The following is an 11,327-nucleotide window of genomic DNA, read 5'->3' as shown; positions in this document are numbered from 1 at the left end:
CTGGTCGTGTTCACGCCCCGCGGCCACCGGGGAACATCGCGCCAGGCCAGTTGCGCGTTCTCGGCCAGGGCCGAGCGCACGGAGCACACGGCGACACGAGGCTCGTCGAAGAGGTCGACCACACGCAGGCCCGGAATCCGTACAGGGCCACGCACCAGCGCGATCTCGACCTGGCCCTGCTGAACCGCGGTGAGCGGATCGTCGATGCGTATCAGGTCCACCGTGGTGCCGGTGGCCCGTTCGAACCGGGTGACGGTGTCCTGAGCCCAGGGGTCGGGCAGAAGCCAGCTGAACCCGAGCCGGATGGTCGACTCCCGGCGGGCAGCGGCGATTCCGCGGTCGAGTTCGGCAAGGCTGCGCTCGACGTGGTCGAGAAGCGTCTGCCCCGCGCTGGTGAGCTCGACATGCCGGGTGCTGCGATCCAGGAGAGTCACTTCGAGAATGTCCTCCAGCTGGCGGACGGTGCGACTGAGTGCGGGTTGAGTGATCGCGAGCACGCCTGCGGCCTTGGTGAACGACTTCAGGCGCGCGACTGTTTGAAAGCTCCGCAGGTGGCGAAGCTCGACTCGGTTTGCCGAAAACTCATTCATTACCGGCAAGCATAGATGCACTCCGCAGGGCATTTCACAAACAGTCGAGCGCTGCCTAGTTTCGGAGCAGGAGATGGCAAATCCACGCCAAGCAGATCCGAGGAAGGATCCCATGCACAGCACTCTGGCCGCACTCGGCCTGTCCGCACCCGTGCTGGCCGCCCCCATGGCCGGCGGGCCGACGACGTCCCGACTCGTCACCGCAGCCGCCGCGGCCGGCGGAGTGGGCCTGCTGGCGGGCGGATACAAGACGGCCGAGGGCCTGGAACAGCAGATCAAGGCGGTCCGGACGGAATCGGTGCCCTTCGGGGTCAATCTCTTCGCTCCCAACCCGGTCCCCGTCGACCGCGCGGCATACGACCAGTACGTCCGGGTGCTCCAGCCAGAGGCCGAGCGTCACGGCATCGACCTCACCGCCATCGCCCCGACCGAGGACGACGACGCCTGGCACGACAAGATCGACCTGCTGCTCACCGACCTGGTCCCCTTCGTCACCTTCACCTTCGGCATGCCCGCGGTCCCGGTCATCCAGGCACTGCGCAAAGCGGGCACGATCGTCGGGCAGACCGTCACCTCAGTGGACGAGGCACGCCTCGCCACCGAGGTGGGGGTCGACATCCTGATCGTGCAGGGATCGGCCGCCGGCGGGCACTCCGGCACACTTACCCCGGAGCGGCCGCCCGCGGAGGTGCCGCTCGGTGATCTGGTCCGTGCCGTCGCCGCGGCGACCGACGCGCCCATCATCGCGGCTGGTGGAATCGCCACGCCCGACGCGGTCGCCGACATCCTCCGCGCGGGTGCCGCGGCGGCGATGGTCGGCACCGTCCTGTTGCGCTCCGAGGAGAGCGGAACCTCGCCACTGCATCAGGCCGCGCTGTGCGACCCCAACCGGCGGCGCACCGTTGTCACCCGTGCCTTTACAGGCCGCCCGGCCCGCGCCCTGGCGAACGCCTTCACCGACCGCTATTCGGCCCTGGCGCCCGTCGGCTTCCCCGCACTGCACCACCTCACCAGCCCGCTCCGCAAAGCGGCGGCCGCTGCAGGGGATCCCGACGGGCTCAACCTGTGGGCGGGCACTGGCTTCCGCCACGCGGCAGCCGAACCAGCGGCTCAGATCCTCAAGCGTCTGATCGGAGACTGAACGATGCCCTTGATCTACGTCGACTTGGTGGAGGGCCGTACTCCCGAGCAGGTCCACTCTCTGCTCGACGCCATCCACGAGGCGGTGGTGATCGCCTTCGGCGTACCTGAACGCGATCGTTACCAAGTGGTCCGCACCCATCCGGCGGGTGAGGTGGTGGCCCTGGACACCGGCCTCGGCATAGACCGCTCGGCCGGGCTCGTCATCCTGCACGTGATCAGCCGCAGGCGTGCCCCCGCGGCCAAGGTGGCTTTCTACGAACTCCTCGCCCGTAGCCTCGCTCACGATTGCGGCATCGACTCCGCCGACCTGATCGTCTCTATCACGGAGAACGGCGACGAAGACTGGTCGTTCGGTCACGGGCGCGCCCAATTCGTCACCGGAGAACTGGCCTGAACCCGCGCGCCGGTCGAGCAGACCGGCGGTCTCTTGCGCGAGAGCGGTGAGTACTGGCTCTCCCACCCAATTCGACGTCGTGCGGCTCGCGGTCGGGGTTGGCACACCACGGCGGGGAACCACTGAGCGCCCCGCCGCCGACCAGCGCTTTTGCGGTCTCCCGCAAAAGCGTCGCGCTACTAGCCCGGGAAGGGAATGCTTCCCCTCCAACCAGCACTATTTGGGGAGGAAGTCATGCGATTTCGTCGGTTCAGCACCGTGTGCGCGGTATTCGGCGCGGTGGCCGCCGCGGTGGTCGCCGTACCCGCGACGGCACAGGCTGCCGTCGGCAGCTGCAGCAGCACGTGGATCACCGAAGGCGGCTACAACGTGGGAGCACGAGGCGCTTGCCACTCCGGAACCGGAACGTTCAAGACGGTGATCCAGTGCGCCTGGAAGGGATATGAGTACACAAAGGAGGGCAACCTCGGCTCCCGCACAGTATCCGGAACCACCGCGAGAGTGACATTCTCCATCGCGAAGTGCGTACCGGGTGAATACGCGTTCCGGAAGTCCGTGGCCGCATAGCCGACCGGAGGGTGTTCGTCACCACGGACCTCGTCGAGACGAACACCCTCCAGACGCGCGGAGAACCTCAGCCTGATCGCCCTCCAGCGAACCCTCTGATCACGGATGAGCGTCCTCTCGAAGCCATCACACCGATACCACGCAGAAGCGCAAGCCAATCGAGTCACCAGGACCGCGATCACCCCGCTGACCACCACGAGCCCCCGCAGGGCAGCTCTGCTCATCGCCGGGTTGTCACTCAGTACACCGCTGCCAACCAGATCGGCCTGGCTGTCGGCGAGGGTAGACCTGCGGGGAACCGTAAACCCGCAATTGTGTAGGGTCTCGCCGCCGATGACATGCCGATCTTTTTGACCTGCGGGGTTCAGATCTGTCTCATGAGGTGGCACCCCAAGATCAGTCTCATTGTCGTGTCGTTTCTTCGGTAGGGCCTGCCCCAAGGTGGGTCCGGTGGCCGGCGCCAGTGTGTTGTCGCTGGCGGGTCGGCAGGCTCGTCCTGGGTAAGGAGAACTCGAGTCCGGGAGACTGGCATGGCGGTGGACGGAGGGCGTCGGCACGGCGCGATAGTGGCTGTGGGCTCGGTGGTGTGCTCGGCAGTGATGCTCTATCTGGGTTCCGGGCCGGCGCCGATTCCCGCGTTGACGTGGTTGGCGCCGCTGCCGGTGCTGTTGCTGGCGCCGCGGGTTAGCGGCGGGTGGCGCTGGTCGTCGCGTTCACCGCCGCCGTGCTGGGCACCGCCAACAGTTGGTCGTATTTCCTCAGGTCGGACTCGATCCCGCTGCCTAGTAGACAGCTGCGCGTTCGTATTTGTCTGACGCCGACAGTCGGTTTTCCCTCTTCGAGATCTTAGTCGGCGAGGGAAGCCAAGCGGTCGCCGAGACGTTCGTAAGCCTTGAGGTAAGCGTCAGCGGCCCCGCCGTTGTTGGCGAGGCCGGTGACGAGACGGATCGCGTCGAGCACCTCGTTGAGCTGGGCGTCGGTGTTCAAAGCGATATTGGTCGACAGATTCACCGGCACACCGCGGACGGTCTACGGCAACGTCGTCAACCGCGGCCTGATCGAGAACCTGCCGTCCGGGGGAGTGGTCGAGGTGCCGTGCCTGGTCGACGCCACCGGTGTCAGGCCGACCAGGATCGGTGCGCTGCCGCCGCAGCTCGCGGCGCTCAACCGGACCTATCTGAGCGTCAACGACCTCGTTGTACGCGCGGCGATCGAGGACGACCCGCGCCACATCCGGCACGCCGCGATGACCGACCCCGCCGCGGCCGCCGCGCTGCTGGTGGCGCGGATCTGGGAACTGTGCGACGACCTGGTCCGTGCGCACGGCGACCGGCTCCAGCCCACGTTGCGCGCCGTCCTTGGCCAGTGACGAGGTCCCCTTGCGTCACCTTTTCTCCGCCGACACCACACCGGGCGTTCGCCGCAATCGGCGTAGCAGCGTTTCCACGTCGTCCTGGTCGAGCCAAACCGTGCACTGGACGGAACTCTCAACGACTCCTTCGCGCACTTCCACGGTCATGTCGCGAACCCGGTAGCTGCTGGCACGTAGCAGCATCACCACCCGCGCGGCTCCCTCGAGCCTGTCGGTGACGTGAACGGTCAACGATCGGTAGGCGGGAAAACCTCGGGTTGATCGTGGAGTGTGAACGGTTTCGGTCATCGCGGATCTCCTTGGTTTCGGAGCCAAGCGGGAATGAGATCCGGACCAGGTCCCGGATGGCACGGCGAACGGCGCGCCGGCTACCTGGTTCAGCCGGCGCGCCTGATAATGATCGACCGGTGGAGGAGAGGGCGCGCTCGAGTGCTGTGCGATCGCCCGGCGAAGCGGTTCATACGGGTGGAAGGCGGGTGTCGATCGTCGCCACGCGCCTGCCGATCGCCAGAACCTGCTCGAGCCGCTCCACCAGCGCCTTTTCGCCGGTGGTCTCTTCCGCCACGGCCGGAGCTTCGCGCCCTTCCTTCTGTGCGTGCAATGCGCGCATCGTCGTTGTCCAGTCCGCGCGGACCAGGACGTCCGGGGGTGTTCGCGGAGCCGTCAGTTCGAAGTGCATTCCGGCCGGGCCGAAGATCGTCGTCCAGTACTCGGTGCCTGCCGGAGCGTCGTCGAGCTGGAAGGTCATGGTGTAGGTCCCGCCGAGCGCGGCGGCAGCATCGCGCACCGCGGCCGACTCCGCGAGAAGCAGATTCATCCGGTCGACGTGTGCGGGGGACATGAATTCCGGGATGTTCAGGAGAGTTCCTTCCTCGTCGTTCGCTGATCGTCGAGTATCGGGCAGCTGGTCGCGCTCGCGCTTCACACAGGAGTCAGGAAGTTCGGGGGTGGCCTTGCGACGAATGTCGACGACGGGGAGATCTCGACGATGCGACATCTGTCGTATGGCACGAACCTTCGGTGCGTCATGTGTAGCTCGCTATTCGAGGGATGCCGAGGCACAGTGGAGGCAGTCCGGACGACGGGAAGGTGGGCGCCGTGGCTGACGATCTGCAGGACATCGTCGACGACCTGGCCGAGCGGCTGCGGCGATCGGTGGCGATCGACGATCCCGCGATCCGGCTGCTCGCGGCGAGCCGCCACTTCGGGGACGAGGACGAGATCCGGGTGTCCTCGGTGCTCAACCGTTCGATCGACGCGGACATCCGGGAGAAGATCCTCGCGCTGGGCATCGCGCAGTGGACGAGGCCTGGCCGGGTGCCGGCGCCGGTGAAGGGAGCGCGACCCAGGCTGTGCACGCCGGTGCGCTGTGCCGGGCTGCTGCTGGGTTACCTGTGGCTCATCGACGTCGGCATCCCGCTGGACGAGCAGCACCGGGAACTGGTCCGCGAGGCCGCCGAACGCGCCGGCGTGATTCTCTACCGGCGGCTTGTCGTGCACGAGCGCACCAAGGCGCGGCACGAGGCGATCCTGTGGGAGCTCGTCTCCTCCGATCGTGCCCTTCGCTCCCAGGCCGTGGAGGACTTGCGGGCCGAGCAGCTCTTCCCGGCGGGCGCGATGCGGTTCCAGGTCCTCGGCGTGCAGCATCCCGGTCTGGACGGCGCCACCGCACCGCAGCACGCGGCCCTCGAGGCGGCGGTCGGGGACGCCATCGAGCCGGCGGCCCAAGGGCCCGCGTCCGGGGGATGCTCGCTGATGGCCGCCAACAAGGCCAGGGCGTGGCTTCTGTTCGTCGGGCGCGAACCGCTTTCCCGCAAGGAGCTCGACGCGACCTGCGCACGGCTCGTCGCGCGGTTCGAACGGTTCACCGGTGATGGCGGGCAGCTGGTGTTCGGCGCCGGTACGGTCGTCGACCACGCCGAACACGTTGTCGATTCCTATCGGCAGGCCTTCCTGGCGGCGCGAGCGGGACGACTCGTGCCGTCACTCGGGCCCATCGCCCGGTGGGGCGAACTGGGTCCTTACGAACTGCTGCTGCAGATGCCGGCCGACGCCCTGATCGCCGCCTCGCGCACACCCGCGCTCGACGCGCTGGAGCGTGAGGCGGGGAGCCGTGGGCTCGTCACCACCCTGGAGAAATTCCTCGACAACGCGGGCGACGTCGCAGGCACCGCGCAGGAACTCAACATCCACCGCGCGACGCTGTACCACAGGTTGAAGCGCATCGAGCAGCTCACTGCCTGTGCGCTGAGCCGAGGCGAGGATCGGCTGACCCTGCACCTCGGCCTGAAAATGCGGGCACTGGCCGCGGGCTACCGCTCCGAAACCGCCGCGGCGTCCACCGCCGGTGAGCCGCCGAGGATCCGCTCGGTGTCCTGATCGGACACCACGGTCGCGACGAACGTCGTACGGCGGCCGGTCGATGCCCGACGGTCACTCACTGGCCCGAGTGCTCCGTGGACCGGAAAGCTGTTCCGCACCAAGGATCCGATGCAGGACAGTAGGGAGCGACGCGAGTATGTGGCTGGTAGGAGCGACCGTGGCCGACGGGACGGGCGCGGACCCCGTCATCGGGCAGACCGTGCTCATCGAGGACGGGAGGATCGCGCGGCTCGGCGGGGAACCGCCCGTCGGCGCCGAGGTCATCGACCTTTCGGGCGGGGTGACGCTCGTACCCGGCTTGATCGACGCTCATGTCCACCTGGGCATCTCCAGTGACATCGGGGCCGACACCGGATACGGGTTGCCGGTCGCCGAAATCGCCGCGGACATGTTCGCCAACTGCGCGCAGACCCTGGACGCGGGCTTCACGACCGTCCGGGACACGGGCGGTATCGACGGCGGGCTGGCCGGTGTGGTGGCCAAGGGCAAGGTCCCGGGCCCGCGGATCCTGCAGTGCGGTCCGGTGCAGTGCCAGACCGGCGGGCACGGGCACCTGGCGGCGGCGTGGGAGCCGACGCACCTGTGGGACGGCCACGGCATTCCCGGACTGCGGCAGTTGGCGATGCTCGCCGACAGCCCGGATCAGATGCGCGGCAACGTCCGGGAAGCGTTCCGCCGCGGCGCGAACTTCCTCAAGCTGTGCGTGACCGGCGGTGTCGTCTCCTATCACGACGAACTTTCCGACACCCAGTTCACTGTGGACGAGATCCGCGTCGCGGTGGAGGAAGCCACCGCGCGCGGCACCTACGTGACCGTGCACGCCCACAACAACACCGGTCTGCGCAACGCGATCGAGGCCGGGGTGCGTTGCGTCGAGCACGGCACCGAGATCGACGACGAGATGGCCGCGTTGATGGCCGAGCGCGACGTCGCGCACGTTCCCACCTTGACCGTGGTCAGGGATCTGCTCGACGACACGACCCACCATGGCCTGCCCGCCGAAATCGCGCGGCGCGCGCAAGGCGCGTGGCGAGGACAGATCGACGCGATCCACGCGTCCCGTGCGGCGGGCGTGCGTCTCGGGCTGGGGGCCGACCTCATCGGGCCGGACCAGGGCCACCGCGGCGACGAGCTGGTGTTGCGGGCGGAGGTCGAATCGCCGATGGCGGCGCTCGTCGCCGCCACCTCGGTGAACGCGGGCATCCTCGGGATCGCCGACGAGGTGGGCACGATCGAGGTGGGCAAGCGGGCCGATCTCGTCGCGTTCGCCGGTGATCCGCTGACCACGCCGGAACTGTTCGCCGATCGGGATTCCGTGGTCCTGGTCGTCCAGAACGGACGGATCGTCAAGGACCGGCGCTGAACGACCGGGGCGGGCGCACGGTGGGCGCGCCCGCCCCCTGCCGCTCACTCCGGCGGTTCCATACCGAGGGTCTTCTCCACGAAGGCGAGCCACTCGGTCGCCTGGGTGAGCAGACGATCCTTGTCGGTCGCCCAGCCGTGCCCGGATTCACGCCAGACGTGGACGAACACCGGCGATCCGTTGCCGGTGGCCGCCTGCAGACGGGCCGCGAACTTGCGGGCGTGCCATGGCGGGCATCGCGGATCGGTGTCGCCCGCCTCGATGAACATCGCGGGGTAGCCTGCTCCGTCGCGCACCAGATGGTAGGGCGAGAACCCGGCGAGCCGCCGGATCTCCTCCGGATCGTCGACCCGCGCGAATTCCGACTGGACGACGAACCGGCCGTAACCGTCGCGGCAGGCGCCGATGAGGTCGAGGAGCGGTACACGTGGCGCCACCACTCGCCAGAGCTCGGGCCGCTGTGTGGCGGCGACACCGCACAGCAACCCGCCGCCCGACGCGCCGGTCAGCGCGAGGAGGTCCGGACTGGTGACCCCGGTGGCGATGAGGTTCTCGGCGATCGCGTAGAGGTCGGCGTAGCCGTTCTGCTTGTTTTCGAGCCTGCCGTCGTCCCACCAGCCGCGGCCGAGTTCGCCGCCCCCTCGCAAGTGGACGTGCCCGAACACACCGCCGGACGCGACGAAGGCCGCCGTCGAGCCGGGGAACTGCGGGACCCATGGCGCGCCGAATCCGCCGTATCCCCAGAGCAGTGTCGGGCGTGGCCGGTCCAGCGGTACGTCCCGGTGCCGCACCAGGTGGTACGGCACCCGGGTCCCGTCCTCGGAGGTGGCCCAGCCGTCCTCCACGACGCAGTCCTCGAGCCGCACCGCGGGTTCCCGCAAGGTCTCCAGCCGTGATTCGCCCGGCCGGTGCCGGTAGACGCCCCAGGTACTGGTCAGCGTCGAGAATCCGAACACCATGTCGTTCTCGGCCCGCGTCCGGAGGATGTTCATCATCGCCAGTGGCATCTCACCCAGCGCGCCCTTGCCCGGCAAGGGAACCGTTCCGCGTGGTGCGCCGTCGTGGCCGATGATCCGCAGGCCGGCGTAGGTATCGACGAGTTCCGCCAGGTACAGGGCATCGCCCACCGGCCGCACGGACCGGATCGTCGCGTCCGATTCCGGCACGATCGTGCGCCACGTATCGGGTTCGTTCGGGGTGGCGCTGTCCAGTGCGACCGCTACCACCCGGCCGCGCGGAGCGCCGGAATCGGTGACCGCGATCCACTCGTCACCGACGAGAAAACCCGCGAGGTTCAGCGAAACGTCGGTGACGAAGTCGCGCCAGGCCGGAACCGCCGGGTCGGCGAGAGCCGCGACGGCCACCGGTACGGGATCGAGCATTCCCTGCACCGCCACGACATGCCTGCCGTCGGCCGAAGCCACGACGGCGCGGTAGTCGTCACCGGGCAACCACGGCACCTCGACCGGGACCGTCGACGGCGTCCGGCCCCGCAGGTGCAGGTACACCTGATGCGCCAGTCCGGCGGGATCGTCGCCGATACCGGCGAAATAGAACCCGGACGAGTCCGGGAGCCAGCTCGCCCCACCGGTCCAGCTGTCCTTGAGGGCCTGCGCCGGCGGGGACGGCAACAGCGCGCCGCTCGCCACGTCGACGAGCCGGATCGTGTTCCGCTCGCTGCCGTCGGTGCACACGCCGAGCGCGAGCAGCGTGCCATCCGGTGACGGCGAGATCCACGAGAGGAACGGCGGTTTCCCGGAGTTCTCCGACGCAGGATCGAACACAACCCGGCCCTCGCCATAGGGTTCGTCGGCCACCAGCACGGCTGGCCGGTCGGAACCGGGCCCTGCGTCGATCCGGAACCAGCGCCCGTCGGCGACCGTCGGCACTGCGGCGAATCGCTCGGTGTCGTAGTGCGCCACCAGTTCGCGCAACCGATCGAAGTGCGGCCAGTCCCGGACGTAGGAGGCGGCCGCCTCGCCCTGCTCGTCCTGCCAGGCGCGGACCTCGTCGGTGTTCGCCTCCAGCCATCGGTAGGGGTCGGCGAACCGGACCCCGGCCACCTCGTCGATGTCGTCGCCGGTGCGGGTGCCCGGCGGTTCGATGGCGCTCATCCCAGCACCGTGCCCGAGTTCTCGGCGTTGAACGGACGTTTGCGGGAGAACGCGGACAGGTCGATTTCCAGTCCGGTGTGCTCGCCGACGTACCGCGCGGGCCGTTCGTCGTGGTCGGCACCGCGCTCGGTGTGTTCGATGATCGCGGCCAGGAACCCGCCGACGACGGGGGCGTTCTTGAACTGGTTGCCGCTGGTGCCCATGGCGACGTAGAAGCCGCCCAAGTCGGTGCGGTCGTAGATCGGCGTCCAGTCGTCGGTGACGTCGTAGACTCCGACCACCCCGCGGGCGCGGTTGGGGATCATGAGCTCCGGGAACCGGCGCGCGGCGCGCGTCACCTGCGCCTCGAACACGGCCATGGTGGGATGTGGGGAGACAGCGTCGGGGTCTTCGAGCCAGTGGAGCGGATCGCATTCCGGTTCGGTGCCGCCGATCAGCATTCCGCCGCCGGTATCGCCGCGCAGATAGGTACCGAGGTCCAGATCCGCGACGGCGATTCCGATCCCGTCGCGCCGACGATGACTCGCGGGTGCCCGCACGTGTGCGACCTCCTGGCGCAGCGGTCGTGAACCCACCGTGAAGTCGGCACCGACCCCGGCGAGTTCGTTGATCCTGCTCGACCACGGGCCCGCCGCGTTGACCACGACGGCGCAAGGGAGCCGGGTGCCGTCCGCCAACGTCACCGCGGTCACCCGGTCGTTCGCCCGCTCGATGTGGCTGACGGTGGCGTGGAACCTGAATTCGGCGCCGTGCGCCCGCGCCGCGTCGGCGAGGTTCCGCGCGGCCAGTTGCGGGTCGCTGACGAAGCCGGCGTCCGGTGTGTAGACCGCGCCGAGAGTTCCTTCGGTCTCCCGCCAGAACCCTTCGTCGTCGATGCGTTTGGGAGGCCAGTACCTGCCCACGTCGATCCCCGGGATCCGGTCCCGCAGCTGCGTGCCGGACCACTCCTCGAACGGGAGGCCGACCTTCGCGAACAGGGGCAGAAAGGCCTGCCGCGGCAAGATGTCCACGTCCAGCAACGCGATGCCGCACCGCACGAACCGGGCCGGTTCGTCGATGTCACAACCGAGGTGCTCGGCCCACGACCGCCAGCAGAACTGCGCCTCCCAAGCCGCCGTGACACCGGCGAGCGTGGAGAAGTTGAACCGCACCACCGCGCTCGACGCGCTCGTGGAGCCGTGCCCCGCTCCGCCTGCCTTGTCGACGACAGTTACGCGCCGGCCCCTCCGGGCCAGTTCCCACGCGATCGACGCGCCCATGACTCCCGCACCGATCACCACGACGTCCGTGGCCATGGTTCGCTCCCTCCCAGGCTTGGCCGCGTGCGTCCCCGCACCGGCCACAATGGACAGCGACATTGTCGGCGGTGGGGTGTCCTCGAAGCATCATGCTTCCACCGGAA

General features: G+C 68.7%; 12 protein-coding genes. 6 read left to right on the top strand and 6 right to left on the bottom strand.

The window, feature by feature from the left end:
• A partial coding sequence (locus ACXIZN_RS15705) for a LysR family transcriptional regulator (RefSeq protein WP_457955281.1) occupies positions 1 to 590 on the bottom strand: 590 nt, incomplete at its 3' end.
• A gap of 112 nt (positions 591 to 702) precedes the next feature.
• On the opposite strand from ACXIZN_RS15705, the gene ACXIZN_RS15700 reads away from it, so the two are divergent.
• From ACXIZN_RS15700 to ACXIZN_RS15690, 3 genes are all read left to right on the top strand, one after another.
• Positions 703 to 1,731 (top strand): nitronate monooxygenase, encoded by a 1,029-nt coding sequence (locus ACXIZN_RS15700; protein WP_457955279.1) that lies wholly within the window; start codon positions 703 to 705, stop codon positions 1,729 to 1,731.
• Positions 1,732 to 1,734: 3 nt separating this feature from the next.
• On the top strand, positions 1,735 to 2,127 hold the full coding sequence (locus tag ACXIZN_RS15695) for a tautomerase family protein (RefSeq protein WP_457955277.1): 393 nt from the start codon (positions 1,735 to 1,737) through the stop codon (positions 2,125 to 2,127).
• 234 nt (positions 2,128 to 2,361) lie between these two features.
• Complete coding sequence (locus tag ACXIZN_RS15690) at positions 2,362 to 2,694, top strand: hypothetical protein (RefSeq protein WP_457955275.1); 333 nt, start codon at positions 2,362 to 2,364, stop codon at positions 2,692 to 2,694.
• Between the two features lie 846 nt (positions 2,695 to 3,540).
• On the opposite strand, the gene ACXIZN_RS15685 is transcribed toward ACXIZN_RS15690, so the two are convergent.
• Positions 3,541 to 3,681: a hypothetical protein gene (locus tag ACXIZN_RS15685; RefSeq protein ID WP_457955273.1), complete on the bottom strand. Its 141-nt coding sequence runs from the start codon at positions 3,679 to 3,681 to the stop codon at positions 3,541 to 3,543.
• Here ACXIZN_RS15685 and ACXIZN_RS15680 point away from each other — a divergent pair.
• The gene (locus ACXIZN_RS15680) at positions 3,674 to 4,063 is read left to right on the top strand and encodes a family 4 glycosyl hydrolase (RefSeq protein WP_457955271.1); all 390 of its coding nucleotides are present in this window, start codon (positions 3,674 to 3,676) and stop codon (positions 4,061 to 4,063) included. The two genes, ACXIZN_RS15685 and ACXIZN_RS15680, sit on opposite strands and share 8 nt — an antisense overlap.
• 15 nt (positions 4,064 to 4,078) lie before the next feature.
• Here the strand turns inward: ACXIZN_RS15680 and ACXIZN_RS15675 are convergent, their stop codons facing one another.
• Positions 4,079 to 4,354, bottom strand: coding sequence for a hypothetical protein (locus ACXIZN_RS15675; protein WP_457955270.1), 276 nt, complete (start codon positions 4,352 to 4,354; stop codon positions 4,079 to 4,081).
• Between the two features lie 169 nt (positions 4,355 to 4,523).
• The gene (locus tag ACXIZN_RS15670; RefSeq protein WP_457955268.1) at positions 4,524 to 4,991 is read right to left on the bottom strand and encodes a hypothetical protein; all 468 of its coding nucleotides are present in this window, start codon (positions 4,989 to 4,991) and stop codon (positions 4,524 to 4,526) included.
• A gap of 173 nt (positions 4,992 to 5,164) precedes the next feature.
• On the opposite strand from ACXIZN_RS15670, the gene ACXIZN_RS15665 reads away from it, so the two are divergent.
• Together ACXIZN_RS15665 and ACXIZN_RS15660 are read left to right on the top strand one after the other, a co-directional pair.
• A complete protein-coding gene (locus ACXIZN_RS15665; RefSeq protein ID WP_457955266.1) occupies positions 5,165 to 6,445 on the top strand; it encodes a PucR family transcriptional regulator in 1,281 nt (426 codons plus the stop codon).
• 160 nt (positions 6,446 to 6,605) lie between these two features.
• The gene (locus ACXIZN_RS15660) at positions 6,606 to 7,811 is read left to right on the top strand and encodes an amidohydrolase family protein (protein WP_457955264.1); all 1,206 of its coding nucleotides are present in this window, start codon (positions 6,606 to 6,608) and stop codon (positions 7,809 to 7,811) included.
• Positions 7,812 to 7,855: 44 nt separating this feature from the next.
• Here the strand turns inward: ACXIZN_RS15660 and ACXIZN_RS15655 are convergent, their stop codons facing one another.
• Positions 7,856 to 9,925, bottom strand: a complete 2,070-nt coding sequence (locus ACXIZN_RS15655) for a prolyl oligopeptidase family serine peptidase (protein WP_457955262.1) — start codon at positions 9,923 to 9,925, stop codon at positions 7,856 to 7,858.
• Entirely contained in the window at positions 9,922 to 11,220 is a 1,299-nt protein-coding gene (locus ACXIZN_RS15650; protein WP_457955260.1) for an NAD(P)/FAD-dependent oxidoreductase, read from the bottom strand. Before ACXIZN_RS15650 ends, ACXIZN_RS15655 begins: the two co-directional genes overlap by 4 nt.
• Positions 11,221 to 11,327: the final 107 nt, after the last annotated feature.

Source organism: Amycolatopsis sp. TRM77291 (assembly GCF_054166285.1).
Note: the sequence above shows the minus strand (reverse complement) of the source record. Positions and strands in the feature narration are given on the sequence as shown.

Excerpts from the sequence above, each read along its gene's own strand:
- ACXIZN_RS15650 (WP_457955260.1), bottom strand. The coding sequence starts at position 11,220 with ATGGCCACGGACGTCGTGGTGATCGGTGCGGGAGTCATGGGCGCGTCG.
- ACXIZN_RS15690 (WP_457955275.1), top strand. The coding sequence starts at position 2,362 with ATGCGATTTCGTCGGTTCAGCACCGTGTGCGCGGTATTCGGCGCGGTG.
- ACXIZN_RS15700 (WP_457955279.1), top strand. The coding sequence starts at position 703 with ATGCACAGCACTCTGGCCGCACTCGGCCTGTCCGCACCCGTGCTGGCC.
- ACXIZN_RS15675 (WP_457955270.1), bottom strand. The coding sequence starts at position 4,354 with ATGACCGAAACCGTTCACACTCCACGATCAACCCGAGGTTTTCCCGCC.
- ACXIZN_RS15655 (WP_457955262.1), bottom strand. The coding sequence starts at position 9,925 with ATGAGCGCCATCGAACCGCCGGGCACCCGCACCGGCGACGACATCGAC.
- ACXIZN_RS15695 (WP_457955277.1), top strand. The coding sequence starts at position 1,735 with ATGCCCTTGATCTACGTCGACTTGGTGGAGGGCCGTACTCCCGAGCAG.